This is a genomic window from Acinetobacter sp. 1294243 (assembly GCF_000588015.1).
Classification (GTDB): domain Bacteria; phylum Pseudomonadota; class Gammaproteobacteria; order Pseudomonadales; family Moraxellaceae; genus Acinetobacter; species Acinetobacter pittii.
Genome location: NZ_JFXG01000006.1, coordinates 204,059 through 226,209, shown reverse-complemented (window position 1 = coordinate 226,209; position 22,151 = coordinate 204,059). Strand labels below are relative to the sequence as shown.

Here is a 22,151-nt window from a genome sequence, read left to right as displayed (position 1 = left end):
CGTGTAGAAGCTGGTATCGTTAAAGTTGGTGAAGAAGTAGAGATCGTTGGTATTAAAGATACAGTTAAAACAACTGTAACTGGCGTAGAAATGTTCCGTAAACTTCTTGACGAAGGCCGTGCAGGTGAGAACTGTGGTATCTTACTTCGTGGTACTAAGCGTGAAGACGTACAACGTGGTCAAGTACTTGCTAAACCAGGTACAATCAAGCCGCACACTAAATTCGACGCAGAAGTATACGTACTTTCTAAAGAAGAAGGTGGTCGTCACACTCCATTCTTAAATGGTTATCGTCCACAGTTCTACTTCCGTACAACTGATGTAACTGGTGCAATCCAATTACAAGACGGCGTTGAAATGGTTATGCCAGGCGACAACGTTGAAATGTCAGTAGAATTAATCCACCCAATCGCAATGGACCCAGGTCTACGTTTTGCGATCCGTGAAGGTGGTCGTACTGTAGGTGCTGGTGTTGTTGCGAAAGTAACTGCATAATCACTTTCAGTGAAAAAAAGCGCTCTTTTTAGAGCGCTTTTTTTATATTTAATTGTCTAACAATCACTATAAAGGCTGGCCCTAACTGATATTTCAATGTCCTTATTTCCCCTTAATCCTTTTTATTAACTTTGTATGATAAGAATCAAGAAAACGAACAATAAAGTTTGAGTAATCAGGGTTACTTACTAAGGAGTTTTGGGTATGAATGCTAAAGTGAATATTACGAATCGTGCAGGCGCAAGCTTTCCAGTACGTCGTATGAATTTTGACTTTAATGATGTACCAGAATATTGGATGAATGGTTCTGCTGGACTCACACATTTTATGACTGCATTGTCAGCATTGTTTCCGGCTGGTGAGAAATTCTTTATAGATAGTGTACGAGCAGTACGTTATCACCCAGCTATTAAAGATGATGAAGCGCTCCAAAAAGAGATTAGTGCTTTCATAGGGCAAGAAGCAATGCATACTCAAGAGCATGTAAACTTCAACGCTTCTGCTCAAAAGTTTGGTCATGATGTAGAAACGTTAGAGAAATTTACCGATACGGCAATTCAAACAGCAATTAAAACTTTTGTAAAAATTGTCAAACCTTTCGGTATGACAAAAGAAATGGTTGATTTGACTGCTACAACGGCTCTTGAGCATTTTACCGCTACTATTGCTTCGCAATTATTGGTCAATAAGCACATTCAAGAGCTTATGACAGATGAGACAATGTCAACAATGTGGTATTGGCATGCGATTGAAGAAAATGAGCATAAAGCCGTAGCTTATGATGTGTACGAAGGTGTGTTTGGTAAAGGCATAAAAGCTTATGCGTTACGAACCAGTTCTTTGGTATTTGCTATGACTTTAATCTTTTTAATCCAGTCATCCTTTGTGCTTCGTTTATTAAAGCAAGACAACAAGTTGAATTTAGATGAACTATCAGTAATTTATAAATACGGATATAGCCCATCTAAAGGTATTATTAGTGGTATGGCTAAAGAAATGTTAGCTTACTTTAAACCTGGCTTTCATCCAAATGACCTAGATACTGTTGGGCTATTGAAAACATGGAAAGCAAAATTAGGTTTATAGATTTAATTCATGATTTATAAAGAGCCCGATAGTGGCCCTTTTTATTTTTCTATAACTATTTTAAAGAGATCATGGAGCAGATATTGCACCTTTATGTGTCTATGAATGACCTCATCTGATATTTCTCTGTCCTCATCTGCACTTAATTGGTACATCGAAAGACGTATGATTATAAATATTAAGAAAATAAATAAAGTTATATGTGAATTAGCTATTCACTTAAAAGGAGTCTGAGATGAATGCTAAGGTAAATATTTCCAATCGTGCTGGCGCTAGTTTCCCTGTGCGTCGTATGGATTTTGAATTTGCTCAGGTCCCACGTTATTGGGCAAATTATGATGCAGCATTAACACATTTTATGACAGCATTATCGGCCCTTTTTCCAGAAGGTGAGCAGTTCTTTGTAAATAGTACGCGTGCTGTTCGAAATGATCCAAAGCTTGCTGATCCAGATCTTCAAAAAGAAATTAGTGCTTTTATTGGTCAAGAAGCGATGCACTCCAAAGAGCATTTAGCATTTAATGCTTCAGCACAGGCTTATGGTTATGATGTGCGCCATATGGAAAAGCAAACAGGAAAAGTCATTAAGATGGGTACAGCTGTTGTAACCAAATTAATGAAACCTTTTGGCTATACCAAAGAAATGATTGATTTGACTGGAACCTGTGCTCTAGAGCATTTCACATCGACCATTGCAGCTGAACTTTTACAAAACCCTGAAATTCAGGCCATGTTCCAAGATGACACCATGTATCATTTGTGGATGTGGCACGCAGTTGAAGAAAATGAACATAAAGCTGTGGCATTTGATGTGTATACAAGTATGTACGGACAAGGTCCGAAAGCTTATTTTATGCGTTCAACAGCCTTGATTATTGCAATGGCATTAATCTTTGCAACGCAGTCTTATTTTACTGCTAAGTTACTTAAGACTGATGATAAATTAACTTGGAAAGATACGAAATACATGCTTAAGTTCATGTATGGTCGTAAAGGTTTTATGACTCGTCAAATTCCAGAGTTACTTGATTTTTTAAGACCAAAATTTCATCCAAATGATTCTGATACCACAGCATTGTTGGCAACTTGGCGTGAAAAATTAGGTCTTTAACAAATACTGAAAAAAGGGACAATTCAATTGTCCTTTTTTTTTGCTCGTTTTTTCTTGGGAAGTTTTTATAATACGCACTACTTTAGAATCTTCATTGCGTTGAAACTCATGATTCGTATTATGCAAAACACTGATGTGGATATTGTTGTTCAAATTGAAAAATCAGTTCAGACCCATCCGTGGTCAAGACAGCAATTTATTGAATCTTTGAATTCTTATCAATGTACAGTGATTGAGTCACAAAACAGAGTGGTTGGGTTTTGTATTTTACAGCCTGTTTTAGATGAAGCTAATTTGTTACTCATGGCAGTTGATCCTAAAATGCAAGGGCAGGGTTTAGGATATGAGTTATTAAGTGCATCAATTGAAAAATTGGAAAATCAGCCAGTACAAATCTTTTTAGAAGTTCGTGAAAGTAATAAAGCCGCTATTGGTTTATATGAAAAAACAGGCTTTCACCAAATTGATCTGCGTCGCAATTATTATCCTACCCAAGATGGTGGGCGGGAAGATGCGGTCATTATGGTAAAAACCTGTACAGATGATTTCGCATCTTTATTTAATGATTAAATTATTCCATTCAGAAGGTAACGTTGTCATAAGAGAAGTACCTAGCTGTTGAATTTCCTCTGGTGACAATGATCGGTTTAAACGACGCCATTGTCCATCAAGTAGAAGTTCTAAAGGTGTATATTGCGATTTATAGTTCATTTTAGCTGAATGAGGCACCCAATAGCCTAAATAAAGGTACTCTAAACCGAGCGATTTCACATATTCAATTTGGTTAAGAATAGAGTAAACACCAAGTGATCTGCGATGCTCATCGGGATCAAAAAATGTATAGACAGCTGATAGTCCATCATCCATTAAATCACAAGTAGAAACGCTAATGAGCCGATTGTCTTTCCAAAGCTCAAGAAAAAAACTATCTGTGCAGCTATGTACTAAAAACTTTTCAAACTGGTCTAAGCTCGGCGGAAACATATCACCATCTGCATGGCGTTCATTAATATAGCGTTCGTATAAATCATAATGAATTTGTGCTGCTTGCCGCGTAGGTAGAACAGTCATGGTGAGATCTTGATTTCGTTTCCATGCTTTTTTTTGCATGCTGTTCATTTGAAAATCGGCAACTGGAACACGACAAGACAGACATTGTCTACATAAATGACATTCAGGGCGATAAACAAAGTCACCACTACGGCGAAAGCCTAAACGAGAAAGTTCTGAAAGAGTGACCACATCAATTCGATGGATGGGATCTAAAAACACCATGCGTGCTGATTTATTTTCTAGATAGCTGCAATCATGAGGTGGAGTAATATAATACTGCAGATCATTTAAAAGGGACTTCGGGTGATATGATTTCATGATTGGTCCCTCCTGTTATCATTCCATTAATTTTGCATCTAATGCTATTGTTTTACTTGAAAATACACGTTCTTGATACTTTTTCCAATTGATAGAGGGGTGAATAATTACATCTTGTAACGATTTTAAGTAGTCTTGACGAGAAAGTGTACTGGCTCCCAGACTAATTAAGTGACTGTTTACGAGTTGGCAGTCTATCCATGGTAGCTGATTTTCTTGTCCTATGAGCATTAATGTATAAAAAGCCATTTTTGAAACATCCGTTTCGTTGCTAAACATTGACTCACCAAAACATCCTTTACCAATCGTAACACCATATAAACCTCCTACAAGCTCCTCTTGTTGCCATACTTCAATACTGTAACCATAACCAGCATTAAACATCTCACAGTAGCCTTGAATAATATCTTCACTAATCCATGTTTCGTCTGCATAACTTCTTGGCAAAGAGCAAGAGCGAATAACTTGTTCAAAGGCATGATTAACCGTAATTGCATAACCATGTTTTTTCATATTTCTTAGTAATGACTTGCTGGGCTTGTAGTTTTGGGGGTAAATCACACAACGAGGTTCTGGGCTCCACCAACAAATAGGCTCATCTTCATTAAACCAAGGAAAGAGACCATGGGTGTATGCTTCATATAGGGTAGAAGGGGAGAGGTCCGCTCCAATACAAATTAAACCATGACCCTCTGGATCGGCTTCAATCGGGTCAGGAAAAATGAATTGGGAAAGTGGAAGTGTATTCATAAAAATAAAATAAGATGAGCTTTAAGGTTATGCTATAAAAATTAATATATGTCAGCTAGTCATTATTCTAAAAAAAAACAGCCGTTATAAGAACGGCTGTTTTAAAACTCTAGAAATCTATTAATTAAAGATTATCTAGATATTTTTCAGCATCTAGAGCCGCCATACAGCCAGACCCAGCAGAAGTAATCGCTTGGCGATAAATGCTGTCAGCGACATCACCAGCAGCAAAAACACCAGCTACAGAAGTCGCTGTTGCATTACCAGAGGTACCGCTTTGCACTTGGATGTAGCCATCACGTAGGTTTAACTGGCCTTCAAACATTCCAGTGTTTGGCTTGTGACCAATTGCTACGAACAGACCATGAACCTCTACGTCTTGCTTAGAATCATCTTGAGTTGATTTAAGGCGAACACTGGTTACGCCAGTATTGTCACCCAATACTTCTTCAACTTCGTGGTTCCAGATAATGCTGATTTTGCCTTCTTTTTCTTTGGCAAATAAATGATCTTGCAAAATCTTTTCAGAACGTAAAGTATCACGGCGATGTACTAACGTTACATGTGAAGCAATATTTGATAAATAAAGTGCTTCTTCAACAGCTGTGTTACCACCACCAACAACCATTACTTTTTGGTTTTTGTAGAAGAAACCATCACATGTTGCACATGCGCTTACACCTTGACCCATAAAGTTTTGTTCAGACTCTAGACCAAGATATTGAGCTGTAGCGCCAGTTGCAATAATTAAAGCGTCACATGTGTACTCTTCCATATCACCTTTTAAAACAAAAGGACGTACACTTAAGTCCACTTCGTTAATATGGTCATAGACGAGTTCTGTACCAAAGCGTTCAGCATGTGCTTGCATACGATCCATTAATGCAGGACCTGTTAAACCTTCAGGATCGCCCGGCCAGTTGTCAACTTCGGTTGTTGTTGTAAGTTGCCCACCTAGTTGTAAACCTGCAATTAAAGTAGGTTTAAGGTTTGCACGCGCTGCATATACTGCTGCACTATAGCCCGCAGGGCCAGAACCGAGAATAATTAACCGAGAATGACGAGCACTCATTGAGGGTATCCTTATTTATTTCGAGAATTTTGAAAATTATACGTGAATTTGCCGATCAATAGCGTTAAATCAATGTGGATAATATTGATCAGGTCAATCGAATTAAGTTATATAACAATATAGAAGTGCCTTATGTTAACAACAACTGTAAAGAATCATGCACCTTTTTTGTAAGAACAGGTGCATAATATAAAGTTCATTCGTTGAAGATCTAAAATGTAGTTCTTCACATCTCTAAACCAATAATTAAATGGGTTACAGGACAGTATATGACTGCGGTGTCAAGTGTTTATGCACAGCGCTTATTGATGACATTATTCTTGGTTTCTTTTGGTATTTATATGTTTCTGGCAACAGTAACATATACACCATTTGACCCGGGCTGGATGCATATTTCCAGTGATACTCAGCAAGTATCCAATGCAAGTGGTATTGCTGGCGCATGGATTGCAGATTTGCTGTTTGGTTTTTTAGGATGGGCAAGTTTGCTTATTCCAATTTTCCTTTTCATTGAAGCAATTCAGGTTTGGTGGCCACGTAGTTTCCTAAACCGCCCATTTCGTTATGCTGCACAATTCTTCTTAATTCTAGTTGTATCTAGCTTACTTTATTTACATTGGAATGTGCCGGCAGATACTTTAGATAATGCAGCTGGGGGAATTATTGGTTATGAGTTAGGTCAAAGCCTATCTCAATTGTTAACAATTTACGGTGCGACCTTATTTTTGCTGGTTTTCGGGGTAGTCTTGTTTACACTTGCATTTGGGGTGCAATGGAGTAAAACATGGGTTACGCTCAAAGCGACACCAAGTTATTTACAAGATTTATTTTATAAGAACGTATCTCCGAATGAATCGGATTATGACTTAACAACTCAACCTGCCAACAAAGCAGCCGCGGTTAAAGTTGCTGATAATGCAGAGACGAATGCGAATGCTTCAGATGAGAAAGAAGCATCAGTTCAATCTGAATCAACTCAACCGCAATCTACCACAACGCGACATGATGCGGTTGCTGAGCGCTTATTTGCAGATGTGCTAGCGAAAGAGCAGAGCCGACCTGAACCTGTTGCAGATACACCAGTTGCAAATACTCAGAACTTTGAGCATACGCTTGAACAGGCCCATAAACTTGAACGAGATAGCCAACGTTTAGTTGCGACTGGCGAAGTATGGCGTGCTTTACAGCGTGATGATGCGAGTCATAAGCAAGAAATTGATGCGCTTTTAAGAGCTGCTGATGATTCGACAGAGATAGAACAAGTTCCTACTCATGAGCAATTTCAGCAAACAATTTCTCAAGTAAATCAAAATCAACCATCATCTAAACAAGACTTACATGGTCTTGATTGGAATGATGATGAGATTTTTGATGAGTTGCTTGCCGCGGTTCCAAACAGTAAAACTGCAACAGATGTGCATACACCATTTGTTCAAGATCACCATATAGAGACGGAACCAACTTCGCAATCTGTTAATATTGCGAACGAAACATCTTCAAATATTTCAAATTTAAATCAATCACCTAAAAATTTAGCAAACGAACAAGTCTTTGAAGATTTTGATGATTTATTAATAGATGAAGACATTGCTCCAGCTGAACCTGTAAGAGCAAGTAGTTATGCGCAATCTTCAGCATTTGTAAAAGCTCCTATCCAAACGACTATACAGGCCGACAAACTTTCAAAAGAAGAGTTTATTGAGGCTTGGCAGGAGACTGCTGGGAAACCGCAGGAAAATTCTGATTTTGATGAAGACGATTTCGATTTTGATGCGCCGTTAACAGATGCATCAGGCCGCCCAATGTCTCGTGCAATGCAAGTTGCCAAAAAGCGTTTGGATTTGCCAACTTTACCAGGTCTTGATTTACTCGATAAGGTTGATCCAAATAAGAAAGTCAACTTTACTGAAGAGCAACTTTCACGTTTGTCTGAATTGCTTGAAATTAAATTGCAAGAATTTAACGTAAAAGCTCAAGTAGTAGAGGCTCAACCAGGACCAGTTGTAACTCGCTTTGAGTTAGATTTGGCACCCGGTGTTAAAGCTTCTAAGGTCACGAATATCTCGCGTGACTTGGCGCGTTCAATGTCGATGGCATCTGTACGTGTGGTCGAAGTCATTCCTGGTAAACCATATATTGGTATTGAAGTGCCAAACAGTGCCCGTGAAATGGTACGTTTGATTGAGTTATTGGAAACACCAACATATCGCGACCCAAGTGCATTAATTAGTATGGCGATGGGTAAAGATATTTCGGGTAACCCTGTACTCACTGATTTGGCGAAAGCACCGCATATGTTGGTTGCTGGTACGACAGGTTCTGGTAAGTCAGTTGCAGTAAACTCGATGATTTTATCGATGTTGCTTAAATATACGCCTGACCAACTACGTTTAATTCTAATCGATCCAAAACAGCTCGAACTTGCAAACTATAATGATATTCCACATTTATTAACTCCAGTCGTTACTGACATGAAAGATGCGGTAAGTGCGTTAAACTGGTGTGTGAATGAAATGGAACGTCGTTATAAACTTATGTCGTTCTTAAAAATTCGTAAATTAAGTGACTATAACCGTAAAGTTGAAGAAGCGATTGCGAATGGTGAAGACTTAATTGATCCGACTTGGAAGCCAAGTGATTCAGCGACACAAGAACGTGCACCTCGTTTAACGCCATTACCATCTATTGTCATTGTTGCGGATGAGTTCGCCGACATGATTATGCAAGTGGGTAAAAAAGCAGAAGAAATGATTACCCGTTTGGCACAAAAATCTCGTGCTGCTGGTATTCACCTATTGCTTGCAACTCAACGTCCATCTGTTGATGTTATTACCGGTTTGATTAAAGCCAATATTCCAACGCGTGTAGCACTACGTGTAAATAGTAAAATTGACTCGCGTACTATTTTGGATGCTGGTGGAGCAGAAGACTTGTTAGGTCATGGTGATATGCTGTTCTTAGGACCAGGTAAAATTGAGCCGGAACGTGTGCATGGTGCTTTCATTAGTGATGATGAAGTAAACCGTATCTGTGATGCTTGGCGTGAGCGTGGCGAACCAGATTATATTGATGAAATCTTGACACCATTTGATGAAGAGCCAGCGTCACGTGGCTTTGAAGAGGGTGAAGGCGGTTCTGACCGAGATGCACTTTATGATCAATGTGTGTCATTCGTATTAGAAACTCGAAAAGCATCTACATCTTCGCTACAGCGCAAATTTAGTCTTGGTTATAACCGTGCTGCTCGTATTATTGATCAAATGGAAGAGAACGGCATTGTGAGCTCAATGGGTCCTAATGGTAAGCGGGATATTCTAGTTTAAGACAATACAATTTAAGCCTCTTCGGAGGCTTTTTTATAACTTAAATAAAGTGAACCTATTTATAAATGACTTAAAGATTTTATCGTCTAGTAAAAAAATGCTAATGTATTTTCCCTAAATAAATAACAATGAATTAAATTAGGAGAAAGACATGCTATTAGCTCTGATTACTTTAGCCTTTATTCACTTTTGCGCACTTATTACTCCCGGGCCTGATTTTTTCCTTGTATCTCAAACTGCCATTAGCCGGTCTCGTAAAGACGCTATGCTGGTCGTTGCTGGTATAACGGCGGGGGGTATGTTTTGGGCGTGCTTGGCACTGATGGGATTAAATCTTATATTTGAGAAAATGGCTTGGTTAAAGCAAGGATTGCTCATTGCTGGTGGCTTATATCTATGTTGGTTGGGCTATCAGATGCTACGTTCGGCTTTTTCAAAAAATGAGCAAGAGGGCAATGTTGCTGTTGAGCTCCCAAAAGCACCTTACTTATTTTTTATTAAAGGTTTGATAACGAATTTATCAAATCCAAAAGCTGTTATTTATTTTGGTAGTGTTTTCTCTTTATTTTTAGCTAATCCTCAACTTGATCAAGTTCACTGGCTACTCTTTATTATTGTAACAGTCGAGACAATTTTATGGTTCTGCTTTGTGACTTTTATTTTCTCGTTACCAAGTTTTAGAGCAGCTTATCGTAATTTTTCAAAATGGATTGATGGTATTTCGGGTGGTATTTTTACCGTATTTGGTATTTTCCTGATTGGTAATCGATAAGTCTAGATAAGAAAAAAGCCTCTTTTAGAGGCTTTTTTAATTGCTAAATTTTAGATCATTGATATAGGAATAATATAATAAAACTGAAAAGAATCAGCAGCCACATGATAGATCCTATAATAATTAAAATGATTTGAGGTGTATTGAATTTTTCTTGCTCAATTGTCGTATTTAGTTGTTTTTGTGCATAGTTCAACGCTTTAAAGGCTGGGATTAAAAATATAATGCTGCAGAGCGAGATAAGCCAGTAAGGATCAGGTAAGCCAACCAGTAAAGATGTAATGAGATATCCTAGATACATCCAACCTGAAGAGAAATCATTAGTATACCCTTGTTCTTTTGCGTATTTTTTTATGTGATTAAATAGTGAATATAAAAAGAATATAGAAAAAATTGCACGAGCAGCAGGCATAATATTTAACTTATCTTTGATTAGAAAAAATCGCCATGCTTTAAACATCCACCAAATTGGGTATAAGCCAAACGAAATTAAGGATAGAAAGATAAACTTATTAACACTAATAATTTTTAAATTTTCTATATGATTTGACTGGATGGATTGTGTTTGTTTTAAATTAATATGTTCTGGGTTCATAAATTTATATTTAGAATTAAATGGTATTGATGACTTTAAGATTATTTGTAATAAATGTAAATAATTTAGGTAATTGAATAAACCACATAATCTATCTCTTAAGTTTTTCTAGGATAGATTATGCAGTGTTATTCAAATAGAAAAGCTAGGCAAACTTTGCTAGAACTTCTAAAAATGGTGCTGATTGACGCGGAAACTTAGCAATTACATCATGGATGCGTTGGCCTTCAGGGGCTTTGGCATTAATATCACGCCCATCCGCAATAAATTGCGTTAAAAGACGCTCATAGTCTGTTGGGCGCATATGTTTGAATGCATGGTAGAGCACATGAAAATCTGCATTCACACCACTTGGAGGAAGTTGGTTGAGGTAGGCAAAAACACGCTCATCGGACCATTCTTCATTGAAAGTTGCTGGCTGTGATAATGCCATGACAATCTCCTCATTTTAAAAAAGGCAAAATAACTTGCGTTATTTTGCCTTGATTCTGATTTATTGAATAGTCAGAAATAGAATTATCGTTCTTCAGGTAAATTGATATTCATTTCTAACATTTCGATATTAGCTTCAGAGCGAACTTGCATTTGGATATGCTGTTCACCTACACCGCTAACATAACGACTAACCACTTGCATGATTTCTTTTTTCATCTGATCAATTTTGTCTTGGCTTAAACGGCGGCCTAAACCTTGTTCAGAAGCAACAATAACTTTCAAACGATCTTTGGCAGTTTGAGCACTTGATGGTTTTTCTTCGCTGCTAAATAATTTCCTCCAGAATCCTGCCATATCTACGCTCCAAATAGTCGTGCTAACCAGCCTTTAGGTTGAGCTGTGATGTGTCGATAAGGACGGTCTTCGCCAAGGAAGCGTGCAACCAAATCATCATACCCCTGACCAGCTTTAGTTTCTGAATACAGAATAACTGGCTTACCTTCGTTTGATGCTTGTAATACACTTGGACATTCTGGAATAACACCTAATGTCGGTACGCGTAAAATATCTTTAGAAATATCATCAATTGTCAGCATTTCCTGACGGTCAGCACGTTCCGGGTTAAAACGTGTAATACATAAATGTTTACGTATACGCCCTTCGTTGTGTTCAACTTTCTTGGTTTTGCTATCTAACATACCAATAATACGGTCAGAGTCACGTACTGAAGAGATTTCAGGGTTTGTTACAATGATTGCTTCATCTGCATGATACATGGCTAAAATCGCGCCACGCTCGATCCCAGCAGGTGAGTCACAAATGATGTAATCAAACTCTTGAGATAACTCATCAATAACTCGAGCAACACCTTCGTCGCTCAACGCATCTTTATCACGTGTTTGTGAAGCCGGTAAAATATAAAGGTTTTCGATATCTTTATCGCGAATAAGGGCTTGTTGCAGACGTGCTTCATTATTAATAACATTAACGAAATCATATACAACACGACGCTCACAACCCATAATCAAATCAAGGTTACGTAAGCCTACATCAAAATCAATCACAACAGTTTTATGACCACGAAGGGCTAAACCTGTTGCAAAAGATGCGCTCGTTGTAGTTTTACCTACACCACCTTTGCCTGATGTTACGACAACAATTTTGGCCACCGAATCCACTCCTATTATGGTCATACACCCTTAAAAGGGCTGTTTTTTGGTGATTTGCTTAATAAATTAAAGTTCTAGAGCTTCAAATTCAAGCTCTTGCTTTTCATTTAAATAAATATGTACTGGTTTTTTTACCACATGTTTAGGGATATCATCTGCGACACAATACGTTCCGGCAATGGAAACGAGCTCAGCCTCTAAAGATTGGCAAAAAATGCGTGCAGCTGCGTGCCCGCCCGCACCAGCAATGACTCTACCACGAACTGTGCCATAAATATGTATATTTCCTGAAGCGATCACCTCGGAACCACTATTCATGCCAGCCTTTAAAATAATATCGCCGTTATCTTGTACAAGGGATTGGCCTGTACGCAAAATTTCATCATGATAAGAGGTAATATGAGCGACCGCTATCTTGTTTAGTGGTTTTTTTGTTTCTGCTGAAGACGAGGCAGGAGCTGTAGCAGGTTTTTCCACAATAGCCACTTGTTCAGCTGTCGCTTTAATGCGCTGTAAGGGTTGATCTGCCGGTAAAACAGGGAATTGAATAGCGCGAGCCTCATCTCCTAAAATACCGTCGATTACCGCCATTGGTTGTAAACCCAAGCTCACCAGAAGTTGAATCAATGCAATTAACTCTTGCTCAACTGTACTGTCAATAATCACTAAAGTTCCTTGATAGGAACCTTCATTTAAAATATTTGATAATTGCTGGCGGATCACATCATGATCATTGGTATCGAAGGTTATCCTGCTAAAGTTAACCATTCTGCCGGTAATCCGTATATCAGCCATAAGTCTTCCTTCAAGGCGTTAAACGAGCTGTAATATCGTTAAGTTTATTGTAAATAGGGCAAATGCTAGAACAATTCGTGCCAATTCTCTAGCGTGATTCATAAAAAATTAAATAAATGCTTATTCTTTGATTCGATCATACTCCGCAAGGGTTTGTTGCCATTGTTTGACCTTGACTTGTTTACGTACAGACTCCAGTGTCTCGAACACGACAGATTCAACCAATTGCTCAAGCTGACGATTATTAATATTGATTTCACTTACTCTTTGAGAAATTAATTGATAAGTAGGATTTGGAGCATCTTGAGATCCCTCAATTAAAGGTTCAATTAAACCTGCACTAATATTTTCACCTAATCTTTGACCAATGCTTTGAATTTGCTGTTCAATGCGGCCACCGACTAAAGGAATTAAGCGTAATAATTGAGTTAGCTCAGGCGTATCAATAATGGCTTGATCTACAATTTTGCCCACACCTTTTGTAATGGCAGGCTTTTGTTCTTTTAAAGCGGTGGCTAAAGATTCTTGTAATAATGCGGTTAGAGCGACAGTAAATTGCTCACGATGATGATTAACCAAGTCATGAATAATCTGTTTATGGCTAGAACTGGTTTCAAGTTCATATCTAATGCCATCAATCACGGTAATTACAACGCGGTCAGATAATTCCTCCATTACGACGCGATAATAAAATAGCCCAGTTTTTCGCCAGCTTTCAGGAACAACTGGATAGCCCAACTCATGTAAGCGATAAGCAATAATCCCAGCGCGGAATAAGCGTAAAAAACGGAGCTGAGGAATAATAGCTAAAATTTCATACCAGTGAATAAACGGGAAAAAGAACCAACGCTTATGGTGCTTGTTGATGATCGCAATAGCCCAGCGTACAAGCAGCTCAATAATTAAAAAACCAATAAACCAAGCTTCTGATGTAATCACCCACGGATGTAGTGAAGTACGATAAAAGCTGAGTACTTGGGGCAAGTGAATATGTTCGAAGAACCATGCCCCAATACTGCTCATTAAAAAGAAATTAGTCGCAAGACAGAACAAGTTAAAAATGATAATAAACACCATAAAGATGTCGTAGACCAAAAACAGCTTAAATGAAAGGCTGTTTGGGTCTACATGATGGTATTTCGTTTTTTTCCCAGAACTGTTTTGCATAATAACGGGTGCTTTCTTAAATATTTGCAGTGGTATATTGAGATTTCATTTGCTCAATAAGTTGATCTTTTTCGGTCCAAATGTCATGAACCCATTGCTGGAAACGTTCACGATAAGCCGCGTCATCTTCATAGTTGCCGCCAAGTACCCAGTCTGGAATTTCAATTTTACGTAAGTTAACCGCAATTTTAGAAACATCCCCAAGCCAGAAATCGCTATATCCCGGTACGCCATCAGGATAGACGATGGTCATATCAACTAGGGCATCGATTTTGTCACCCAAGATGTTTAATGCAAGCGCCAAGCCACCTGCTTTGGGTTTTAGCAAATGCTTATAAGGGGATTTTTGCTGGTCATGTTTTTCTTGAGTAAAACGAGTACCTTCCAAATAATTTAATAGAGTGAAGGGCTGACTTAAAAGCTGCTCACAAGCTTTACGTGCTTCCATCATGTCACGGTCTTTAAGTTCAGGATTCTTAGCGATCTGTTCTTTAGTGTGACGCTTCATCATTGGGAAGCCTAAAATTTTAAATGCTTGCCCAACAAAAGGAATAAAGATGAGTTCCCATTTAGTAAAGAAACGGGTAAGGGGCATACGGGTTAAACCGAAATATTGATTTACAGTCGTGTCTACCCAACTTTGATGATTACAGGTCATGAGATAACGACCTTGCATATTCAGATCAAGTCCTTCATCAATGGTAATGTCCCATTTTAGATTGGGTAGAACATGGTCAATTAACCAATTATTTACCCCTAACCAGCTATTTGTAATTTGAATATTAGTTTCATCTATTTTTGATGATTTTTTTAAAAGCTTGGTCAGACCTAATGCAAGAACAGGAGGACCATGAAAAAAAGTACTTCCTGTAATGACTGTACCTACAGTGAGTCCACGTGTAATTTTTTTTAGCGCAGATTGTTTATTGGGTGCAGTTGACATATAAAAGACCCCGAATGTCTCAAATCCATAGAAAAGTTGTTCAACTATAACTGTCATAATATGAAATACAACGTTATCTTAGACAACAATGAAGAAATTGTGATGAGCTAGCATCTTAAAGTGCATCAAAATATTACAAAAACATAACTAAACTGTTTATTATTAACAAAATATCAATGTTTTATACTTCCTTTTTGTTTCATTATTCATTCAGACAACAAAACACACAAAGTGAGGAGGCATGCAATGCGTGCATTAGTTATTTCAACAGTGGTAGGGGCAGCAGTAGTTCTTTCTGGTTGTCAAACAACTGGTAATAATCTTGGTGGCGTTGAATACGATAAAGCCGCATTAGGTACTTTAATTGGTGCAGCAGCTGGTTATGGTATTTCTAAATCAAATGCAAACTCTAGCCGTCAAAACAACCGTGCTGCGGCAATTGGTGCAGTTCTTGGTGCTGCTGGTGGTGTATATCTTGACCAGAAAGAGAAAAAACTTCGTCAACAAATGGCGGGTACTGGTGTAGACGTTGGCCGTAACCCAGATGGTTCTGTTCAATTGATCATGCCTGGTAGCATTACTTTTGATACAAACAAATCAAACATCAAGCCAAACTTCTACGCAACTTTGAACAAAGTGGCTCAAACTTTGGCTGAAGATAACAAGAGTGCAATTCTTGTAACTGGTTATACTGATAACACTGGTAATGACTCTATCAACATTCCATTATCACAAGCACGCGCTCAATCAGTACGTAGTTATTTAGCTAGCCAAGGCGTATCTGCTAGCCGTATCGACGCGCAAGGTTATGGTTCATCTAACCCGATCGCAGATAACTCAACTGCATCTGGCCGTGAACAAAACCGCCGTGTAGAAATCAGCATTTATGCTAAACAATAAGATTTAGTTTATTGTTTCAAAAACCACCTTCGGGTGGTTTTTTTATGGGTGCAGTACAAGAAATAATCACGACATTCTGCGGCGCATAAATTGCATTATTAGACATCATTTATACATATCCGTAGATTTACTATTGGGATTCTAAAAAAGAGATGACTATAATCATGCTCGAAAAATCAAGAGGTAATACACGATGTCATCTGCCAGTCAATTGAACAACAAGCAAGAAGAAGCCATGAAATATACTCAGGGCCCTTTATTGGTGCTTGCTGGCGCTGGTTCAGGTAAAACATCGGTAATTACGCGTAAAATTGCCTATTTGGTGCAACATTGCCGTATTCCTGCGCATCGTATAACCGCGATGACCTTCACAAACAAAGCTGCACGTGAAATGAAAGAACGTGTGACCAAGCTTTTGTCGCGTGAAGAAGCAAAAGGTTTATCTGTTTCTACCTTCCATACTTTTGGTTTAAATCTTTTACGTTTAGAACTTAAAAATTTACCTTTAAAAGCTAATTTTTCGATTTTAGATGCAGACGACTGTAAACGTATTTTGATGGATTTGATGCATCGCGACAATTTATCGGGTGCAGAGAGTAAAGAATTAATTGCCAAGGCAATGAAGAAAATTTCAGATTGGAAAAACGATCTGATTTTGCCTGAACAAGCGCATTCGACTTGTGAAACACCAGAAGATGTCCAGTTTGCTCATCTTTATCAACTTTATGAACGTAATTTACGTGCCTACAATGCTGTCGATTTTGATGACTTGATTGTTATGCCAACACGCTTATTGCAAGAAAATGCAGAAGTACGTGACAAGTGGCAAAACCGTGTCCGTTATTTATTAGTCGATGAATATCAAGATACCAACACCGCGCAGTATATTTTGGTCAAACTTTTAGTTGGGGTAATGGGGCAGTTCACCGCGGTAGGTGATGATGACCAGTCAATCTACGCATGGCGTGGTGCTAAGCCCGAAAATATGGCTTTGCTTAAACAGGATTTCCCAAATCTACATATTATTAAACTTGAACAAAATTATCGTTCGACCAGCCGTATTTTAAAAGCAGCGAACTGTGTGATTCAAAATAACCCACATATTTTTGACAAGAAATTATGGAGTGATAAAGGGCATGGGGAAGTCATCCGAATCATTACATGTCGTAATGATGATGATGAAGCAGAGCGCGTGGTCAAAGACCTACTGACTCATAAACTGATGAACGGTAAGAACTGGAAAGATTATGCTGTGTTATATCGCGGAAACTTTCAGGCACGTGTGTTAGAAACCCAGCTTCGTCAAATGCAAATTCCGTATAAACTCTCTGGCGGTACATCGTTCTTCGCCCGTGCAGAAATTAAAGACGTGATGAGTTACTTACGTCTTATTATTAATCCAGAAGATGACAGTGCTTTCTTACGAATTATTAATACGCCTAAACGTGCGATTGGCCCTGTTACTCTAGAGAAACTAGGTTTGTTTTCACAAGAAAATAATTTGTCTTTACTCGGTGCTTCTGCTGACCAGCGTTTAAGCATGGTGCTTCCTAAAAAGGCAGAAACACAGCTTCATGAGTTTGCTGACTTTATCGCGACATTTACTCGTGAACTCTTAGAAGATGATGAGCCTGTGCCTAAAGTTCGTCAAATGATGAATGAAGCGGGTTATATGGATTACGTTCGAGAACAGTCAGCAACACCTGCACAAGAGAAAAGTAAACTCGATAATATCGAGAACTTATTTACCAGTATTCAAAATCTGATTAATCGTGCTGAAGATGTTGATGAAAAGAATATTGAAAGTGTCATCCGAAAACTAGTTTTGCTCGATCTGTTAGAACAGCAGCAGGAAGAAGAAGATACAGATAAAGTTAACCTTCTTACTTTGCATGCAGCAAAAGGTCTGGAATTCCCATATGTATACATTATGGGACTTGAAGAAGAACTATTGCCTCACAAAAACTCGATTGCAGCAGAAACCATTGAGGAAGAGCGCCGTCTCATGTACGTGGGAATTACACGTGCACGCCAAGGTTTAACTTTAACTCTAGCGGAACAGCGTAAAAATGGTGGACAGATGAAACAAATGACGCCTAGCCGTTTCCTTGATGAGCTTCCGCAAGATGAGCTTGAGTGGTTAGGGCGTAAAAAGAAAATTGCGGCTAATGTTGACCCTAAAGAACAGGCTCAACAATATCTGGCAAATTTAAAAGCTTTATTAAAGCGTTAATTTTTTTAATTTTTAGGAAATCCCATGAAAGTTCAAGTGAAATTGCTCGATCCGCGTTTAGGTAAAGAATGGCCTTTACCTTCATATGCAACAGCAGGTTCAGCGGGTTTAGATTTACGTGCCTGTTTAGATGAAGCAATTGATATTGAACCAGGACAAACTGTTTTAGTTAAAACAGGTATGGCAATTTATATTCATGATGTAAATTTTGCTGGTTTAATTTTACCGCGTTCAGGTTTAGGTCATAAACACGGTATCGTGCTTGGCAACTTAGTTGGTTTGATTGATTCGGATTATCAAGGTGAATTGATGGTTTCAGTTTGGAACCGTGGTCAAACCACATTCCGTTTAGAACCAGGTGAGCGTTTGGCACAATATGTTTTAGTGCCAGTCGTACAAGCTGAATTTGAGCAAGTAGAAGAGTTTGAAGAAACTTTACGTGGCGCTGGTGGCTTTGGCCATACAGGTAAACAATAAGTTTTTTTAAATATTAACGAAAATCAAACGCCTGTTGAACAGGCGTTTCTTTTTACATCTTGAATGTTACAAAGGATTATATTACAACACGCTTTACTCATATTCTTTTAACTTTTTTAGCAAACAAACCTTTCAAAAATTTTGAATAATCTATGTTTTTGCGATAGATCGAATTGATCTTTAAATAGAAGATACGCTATGAATGTAAGACACTCATTTCCAAAAAGTATTTTTCGTGCTTACGATATTAGAGGCAAACTTTCTTTCTTAACCACGGACGTTGTCCGTTCAATTGCCTACGGATTGGCACAACAATACAAACAAGCAAAACAAACTCAATTAGTAATTGGCTATGATGCCCGGCTCACAAGCCCAGCCTATGCACACTTAATTGAAGAAATTTTAATAGAACAAGGTTTAAAAGTGACCAATATTGGTTGCTGTTCATCACCAATGATGTACTACATTGCACGAGATTTTGGTGGCAATGGCATTATGGTGACAGCAAGCCATAACCCAAAATCTGATAATGGTATTAAGTGGATTTTAAAAGGCGAACCGCCGTCTCCGGAAATGATTCAGCAGGTGGGTGAAGAAGCCCAAACTTATGTACCAAGCCATTCAATTTCTGTACTTGAGTTAACCTTACCGCAATTTAAAGCTGAATTTTGCCAGCAATACCAACAAGCCATTTTTAAAGATATTCAGTTAAAACATCCTTTAAAAGTTGTTTTAGATGGTTTGCATGGTTCAGCTGGGCATTGTTCAAAACTAATCTTAGAAAAAATGGGTTGTGAAGTCATTGCTTTACGCACTAATCCAAATGGAGAGTTTCCAGATCACGCACCAGATCCATCACATGCAGCTCATTTAATTAGCTTGCGTAAAGCCGTGGTCGAGCAGCAGGCGGATATCGGCATCGCTCTTGATGGCGATGGAGACCGTGTTGTTTTAGTCGATGAAAAAGCACAGATATTGACAGCGGACCGCTTATTGTCGCTTTTTGCGCAAATGTGCCTTGAGCAGCATCCAGAGCAAGAAATTGTTTTTGATGTGAAATGTTCACGTATGGTTCAAGAGACCGTCGAGAAACTCGGCGGAAAAGCAAAAATGATCCGCACGGGAAGTAGTTTCCTAAGGGCTTATTTATCTCAATCGAATGGACGTGCCATTTTTGGTGGAGAATATGCAGGTCATTATGTGTTTAATGATGGCCGTGGTTTTGGCTACGACGATGGTTTATATGCTGCATTACGAGTAATGGAGTATTTTACCCAATCTGATGCCGCTACAATTTCTGAATTATTTGCTCCATATCCAGAAAGATGTTGTACAGAAGATACCTATATTGGTACTTATCAGTCTGATCCAAAGTATGTATTACAAGATATTGAGATTTTAAGTCATCGCTTAGGGGCACGTATTAGTAAAATTGATGGCGTACGTCTTGATTTTGATGATGGTTTTGGCATTATTCGAGCATCAAATACTGGTGAATACTTTACAGTACGATTTGATGCGGATAATCCTTTACGATTAAAGGAAATCCAGCAAAAATTTGTAGATATGTTGCAAGAACACTATCCGCAAATTGCACAAGAACTTTCAGAGGCCTAAGTAAGGAGAGGCGTAATGCCACAACATCAGCATATCGGTGTCGACAAAGCAAAAATCTTGATTGAAGCTTTGCCGTATATTCAACGCTTTACTGGTAAAACGCTGGTGGTGAAATACGGTGGCAACGCAATGACTGATCCGGAGCTTGAAAGTTCATTTGCCCGAGACATCGTTTTACTTAAAACTGTAGGATTAAATCCGATTGTTGTTCACGGTGGTGGGCCGCAAGTGGATTCATTCTTAAAGCAGTTAGGCCGTGAATCTGACCGTATTGACGGTATGCGTGTAACTGATGCTGCAACCATGGAAGTGGTTGAAATGGTGTTGGGCGGCAGTGTAAATAAATCAATCGTTAACCTGATTAATAAACACGGTGGACGTGCGATTGGTTTAACGGGTAAAGATGGTAATTTACTTCGTGCCCGCAAATTGCTTATGGAAAAGCAAGAAGAAGATGGTTCTATCAAACATATCGACTTGGGTATGGTTGGTGAAGTGACAGGCGTTAAAACAGATGTATTGGAAATGTTCACCCAAAGTGACTTTATTCCAGTTATTGCGCCATTAGGTGTAGATGAAGAAGGCAATACTTATAATATTAATGCTGATTTAGTTGCAGGCAAGGTTGCAGAAGCGTTAGGCGCTGAAAAATTAATTTTGCTCACTAATATTAGCGGTGTGCTTGATGAAAATAAAAATCTGTTAACTGGCCTTACGACACAAGAAGTTGATCGCCTCATTGAAACAGGTGTGATCTATGGCGGTATGATTCCTAAAGTAGGCTGTGCGCTTGATGCTGTTAAAGGCGGCGTTGTGAGTGCACATATTGTTGATGGTCGCGTGCCACATGCAACATTACTTGAAATCTTCACTGATCATGGTGTTGGAACGCTGATTTGTAACCGCACTAAAACAGCTTAAGAAATCCGCTATTCTCAATAAAAAGATCACCCTAGGTGGTCTTTTTTATACCATTTTGATTTGGTCATTTTTTTGTCATGAGCTTTGACTAGTGTAGGGGGTGTCACTAGGAGCGTTCATTATGCTGGAAAAATTTAATCAATATCGCCAAACCTGGACTTTACCTTTAAATCGTCATAAAGCAATAAATCAGACGCAATTTCGTTTTGAGTGGGTTGATAATTTAAAAGAATTACAAGATGTACAACGGTTTCGTGCACAACAATTTAGTCAACAATTCGGAATCAAGTTTGAAGATAACTTAGACCAAGATATTTACGATTTTGGTTGTGAACATGCGGTCTTGCGTGAAAAGTGGACTGGAGAAATTGTAGCGTATACGCGTCTAAAACTATTTCAAGGCCATGAAATAGCACAGAGTTATAGTGCACATGAGTTTGATATTGTTCCTCAATTATCCCATCTTCCAAATGTGTTAGAAATAGGCCGTACTTGTGTACATCCTCGCTTTCGTAATGGTAAAGCATTATCAATGTTATGGTTAAACCTTGCACCGAAAGTACTCTGGTCAATGCGCGCTAAATATTTAATGGGCTGTGTCAGTATTCATTTGCAAGATAATTTGGCTAGAGCGTACTACACACATCGTCAGATTCAGCAGTTACCAGAAAGCAAAACGATTGATATCCGTTCGAAAAAAATCTATGAACCTGAATATCCTGAGTTTAGCTTCCCACAAGATGAACGTATGCCAAAGCTATTCCAAATGTATCTGAGCATGCAATCAAAACTATCGAAACAGGCTTTTTTTGATGAAGAGTTTAACTGTTTGGATTATTTTGTATTTCTTGAGGTGAATAAAGTCGCGACCTCGTTTGTCATGAATAAAATGGTGCAGCGTTAATCATATTTCCTATTT

At 38.5% G+C, this 22,151-nt stretch carries 22 protein-coding genes; 12 read left to right on the top strand and 10 right to left on the bottom strand.

All coding sequences use genetic code 11. From position 1 onward, the window contains the following. The 4 genes from J655_RS13965 to rimI form a co-directional block, all read left to right on the top strand. A partial coding sequence (locus J655_RS13965) for an EF-Tu/IF-2/RF-3 family GTPase (protein ID WP_032001789.1) occupies positions 1 to 495 on the top strand: 495 nt, incomplete at its 5' end. Between the two features lie 204 nt (positions 496 to 699). After that, positions 700 to 1,581, top strand: coding sequence for a metal-dependent hydrolase (locus J655_RS13960; protein WP_002121792.1), 882 nt, complete (start codon positions 700 to 702; stop codon positions 1,579 to 1,581). Positions 1,582 to 1,816: 235 nt separating this feature from the next. Beyond that, complete coding sequence (locus tag J655_RS13955; RefSeq protein WP_002121736.1) at positions 1,817 to 2,692, top strand: metal-dependent hydrolase; 876 nt, start codon at positions 1,817 to 1,819, stop codon at positions 2,690 to 2,692. Between the two features lie 108 nt (positions 2,693 to 2,800). Beyond that, on the top strand, positions 2,801 to 3,262 hold the full coding sequence (gene rimI / locus J655_RS13950; protein ID WP_005803163.1) for a ribosomal protein S18-alanine N-acetyltransferase: 462 nt from the start codon (positions 2,801 to 2,803) through the stop codon (positions 3,260 to 3,262). Here rimI and J655_RS13945 read toward each other — a convergent pair. The 3 genes from J655_RS13945 to trxB all read right to left on the bottom strand — a co-directional run bounded on the left by J655_RS13945 (position 3,248) and on the right by trxB (position 5,885). Beyond that, positions 3,248 to 4,063 (bottom strand): arginyltransferase, encoded by an 816-nt coding sequence (locus J655_RS13945; protein WP_004703325.1) that lies wholly within the window; start codon positions 4,061 to 4,063, stop codon positions 3,248 to 3,250. The genes rimI and J655_RS13945 overlap by 15 nt on opposite strands. Before the next feature lie 18 nt (positions 4,064 to 4,081). After that, positions 4,082 to 4,813 (bottom strand): leucyl/phenylalanyl-tRNA--protein transferase, encoded by a 732-nt coding sequence (aat, locus tag J655_RS13940; protein ID WP_005803161.1) that lies wholly within the window; start codon positions 4,811 to 4,813, stop codon positions 4,082 to 4,084. 124 nt (positions 4,814 to 4,937) lie between these two features. Continuing rightward, a complete protein-coding gene (gene trxB / locus J655_RS13935; RefSeq protein ID WP_005803159.1) occupies positions 4,938 to 5,885 on the bottom strand; it encodes a thioredoxin-disulfide reductase in 948 nt (315 codons plus the stop codon). A 269-nt stretch (positions 5,886 to 6,154) separates the two neighbouring features. On the opposite strand from trxB, the gene J655_RS13930 reads away from it, so the two are divergent. After that, the gene (locus J655_RS13930; RefSeq protein ID WP_005803157.1) at positions 6,155 to 9,208 is read left to right on the top strand and encodes a DNA translocase FtsK; all 3,054 of its coding nucleotides are present in this window, start codon (positions 6,155 to 6,157) and stop codon (positions 9,206 to 9,208) included. A gap of 151 nt (positions 9,209 to 9,359) precedes the next feature. Next, positions 9,360 to 9,980 (top strand): threonine export protein RhtC, encoded by a 621-nt coding sequence (gene rhtC / locus J655_RS13925; protein WP_032052526.1) that lies wholly within the window; start codon positions 9,360 to 9,362, stop codon positions 9,978 to 9,980. Between the two features lie 55 nt (positions 9,981 to 10,035). Here the strand turns inward: rhtC and J655_RS13920 are convergent, their stop codons facing one another. The 7 genes from J655_RS13920 to J655_RS13890 all read right to left on the bottom strand — a co-directional run bounded on the left by J655_RS13920 (position 10,036) and on the right by J655_RS13890 (position 15,084). Continuing rightward, positions 10,036 to 10,575: a hypothetical protein gene (locus J655_RS13920; RefSeq protein WP_023187678.1), complete on the bottom strand. Its 540-nt coding sequence runs from the start codon at positions 10,573 to 10,575 to the stop codon at positions 10,036 to 10,038. A 145-nt stretch (positions 10,576 to 10,720) separates the two neighbouring features. Then, positions 10,721 to 11,008 carry a PA4642 family protein gene (locus tag J655_RS13915; protein WP_032052525.1) on the bottom strand — a complete coding sequence of 96 codons (288 nt, stop codon included), beginning with the start codon at positions 11,006 to 11,008 and terminating at the stop codon, positions 10,721 to 10,723. An 83-nt stretch (positions 11,009 to 11,091) separates the two neighbouring features. Beyond that, positions 11,092 to 11,364 carry a cell division topological specificity factor MinE gene (minE, locus tag J655_RS13910; RefSeq protein ID WP_031951405.1) on the bottom strand — a complete coding sequence of 91 codons (273 nt, stop codon included), beginning with the start codon at positions 11,362 to 11,364 and terminating at the stop codon, positions 11,092 to 11,094. A 2-nt stretch (positions 11,365 to 11,366) separates the two neighbouring features. Beyond that, on the bottom strand, positions 11,367 to 12,179 hold the full coding sequence (gene minD, locus J655_RS13905; RefSeq protein ID WP_002121719.1) for a septum site-determining protein MinD: 813 nt from the start codon (positions 12,177 to 12,179) through the stop codon (positions 11,367 to 11,369). A 66-nt stretch (positions 12,180 to 12,245) separates the two neighbouring features. After that, on the bottom strand, positions 12,246 to 12,974 hold the full coding sequence (minC, locus tag J655_RS13900; RefSeq protein WP_005075304.1) for a septum site-determining protein MinC: 729 nt from the start codon (positions 12,972 to 12,974) through the stop codon (positions 12,246 to 12,248). A 120-nt stretch (positions 12,975 to 13,094) separates the two neighbouring features. Beyond that, positions 13,095 to 14,141, bottom strand: coding sequence for a hypothetical protein (locus J655_RS13895; RefSeq protein ID WP_005803142.1), 1,047 nt, complete (start codon positions 14,139 to 14,141; stop codon positions 13,095 to 13,097). 16 nt (positions 14,142 to 14,157) lie between these two features. After that, a complete protein-coding gene (locus J655_RS13890) occupies positions 14,158 to 15,084 on the bottom strand; it encodes an acyltransferase (protein WP_005803140.1) in 927 nt (308 codons plus the stop codon). A gap of 246 nt (positions 15,085 to 15,330) precedes the next feature. Between J655_RS13890 and J655_RS13885 the strand changes: the two genes are divergently transcribed. From J655_RS13885 to J655_RS13860, 6 genes are all read left to right on the top strand, one after another. Then, complete coding sequence (locus J655_RS13885; RefSeq protein ID WP_005070886.1) at positions 15,331 to 15,984, top strand: OmpA family lipoprotein; 654 nt, start codon at positions 15,331 to 15,333, stop codon at positions 15,982 to 15,984. Between the two features lie 193 nt (positions 15,985 to 16,177). Continuing rightward, the gene (locus J655_RS13880; RefSeq protein WP_005070868.1) at positions 16,178 to 18,217 is read left to right on the top strand and encodes a UvrD-helicase domain-containing protein; all 2,040 of its coding nucleotides are present in this window, start codon (positions 16,178 to 16,180) and stop codon (positions 18,215 to 18,217) included. Between the two features lie 24 nt (positions 18,218 to 18,241). After that, the gene (gene dut, locus J655_RS13875; protein WP_002121799.1) at positions 18,242 to 18,694 is read left to right on the top strand and encodes a dUTP diphosphatase; all 453 of its coding nucleotides are present in this window, start codon (positions 18,242 to 18,244) and stop codon (positions 18,692 to 18,694) included. A gap of 198 nt (positions 18,695 to 18,892) precedes the next feature. Beyond that, entirely contained in the window at positions 18,893 to 20,311 is a 1,419-nt protein-coding gene (locus tag J655_RS13870) for a phosphomannomutase/phosphoglucomutase (RefSeq protein WP_005803137.1), read from the top strand. A gap of 15 nt (positions 20,312 to 20,326) precedes the next feature. Continuing rightward, positions 20,327 to 21,232: an acetylglutamate kinase gene (gene argB / locus J655_RS13865; protein ID WP_032052524.1), complete on the top strand. Its 906-nt coding sequence runs from the start codon at positions 20,327 to 20,329 to the stop codon at positions 21,230 to 21,232. Between the two features lie 121 nt (positions 21,233 to 21,353). Beyond that, complete coding sequence (locus tag J655_RS13860) at positions 21,354 to 22,136, top strand: GNAT family N-acetyltransferase (RefSeq protein WP_002121744.1); 783 nt, start codon at positions 21,354 to 21,356, stop codon at positions 22,134 to 22,136. Positions 22,137 to 22,151 lie beyond the last annotated feature (15 nt).

Excerpts from the sequence above, each read along its gene's own strand:
- J655_RS13880 (WP_005070868.1), top strand. The coding sequence starts at position 16,178 with ATGTCATCTGCCAGTCAATTGAACAACAAGCAAGAAGAAGCCATGAAA.
- J655_RS13860 (WP_002121744.1), top strand. The coding sequence starts at position 21,354 with ATGCTGGAAAAATTTAATCAATATCGCCAAACCTGGACTTTACCTTTA.
- rimI (WP_005803163.1), top strand. The coding sequence starts at position 2,801 with ATGATTCGTATTATGCAAAACACTGATGTGGATATTGTTGTTCAAATT.
- J655_RS13890 (WP_005803140.1), bottom strand. The coding sequence starts at position 15,084 with ATGTCAACTGCACCCAATAAACAATCTGCGCTAAAAAAAATTACACGT.
- dut (WP_002121799.1), top strand. The coding sequence starts at position 18,242 with ATGAAAGTTCAAGTGAAATTGCTCGATCCGCGTTTAGGTAAAGAATGG.
- J655_RS13915 (WP_032052525.1), bottom strand. The coding sequence starts at position 11,008 with ATGGCATTATCACAGCCAGCAACTTTCAATGAAGAATGGTCCGATGAG.
- aat (WP_005803161.1), bottom strand. The coding sequence starts at position 4,813 with ATGAATACACTTCCACTTTCCCAATTCATTTTTCCTGACCCGATTGAA.
- minC (WP_005075304.1), bottom strand. The coding sequence starts at position 12,974 with ATGGCTGATATACGGATTACCGGCAGAATGGTTAACTTTAGCAGGATA.
- J655_RS13870 (WP_005803137.1), top strand. The coding sequence starts at position 18,893 with ATGAATGTAAGACACTCATTTCCAAAAAGTATTTTTCGTGCTTACGAT.
- J655_RS13885 (WP_005070886.1), top strand. The coding sequence starts at position 15,331 with ATGCGTGCATTAGTTATTTCAACAGTGGTAGGGGCAGCAGTAGTTCTT.
- trxB (WP_005803159.1), bottom strand. The coding sequence starts at position 5,885 with ATGAGTGCTCGTCATTCTCGGTTAATTATTCTCGGTTCTGGCCCTGCG.
- J655_RS13930 (WP_005803157.1), top strand. The coding sequence starts at position 6,155 with ATGACTGCGGTGTCAAGTGTTTATGCACAGCGCTTATTGATGACATTA.
- J655_RS13895 (WP_005803142.1), bottom strand. The coding sequence starts at position 14,141 with ATGCAAAACAGTTCTGGGAAAAAAACGAAATACCATCATGTAGACCCA.
- J655_RS13955 (WP_002121736.1), top strand. The coding sequence starts at position 1,817 with ATGAATGCTAAGGTAAATATTTCCAATCGTGCTGGCGCTAGTTTCCCT.
- minE (WP_031951405.1), bottom strand. The coding sequence starts at position 11,364 with ATGGCAGGATTCTGGAGGAAATTATTTAGCAGCGAAGAAAAACCATCA.
- J655_RS13920 (WP_023187678.1), bottom strand. The coding sequence starts at position 10,575 with ATGAACCCAGAACATATTAATTTAAAACAAACACAATCCATCCAGTCA.
- rhtC (WP_032052526.1), top strand. The coding sequence starts at position 9,360 with ATGCTATTAGCTCTGATTACTTTAGCCTTTATTCACTTTTGCGCACTT.
- argB (WP_032052524.1), top strand. The coding sequence starts at position 20,327 with ATGCCACAACATCAGCATATCGGTGTCGACAAAGCAAAAATCTTGATT.
- J655_RS13960 (WP_002121792.1), top strand. The coding sequence starts at position 700 with ATGAATGCTAAAGTGAATATTACGAATCGTGCAGGCGCAAGCTTTCCA.
- J655_RS13945 (WP_004703325.1), bottom strand. The coding sequence starts at position 4,063 with ATGAAATCATATCACCCGAAGTCCCTTTTAAATGATCTGCAGTATTAT.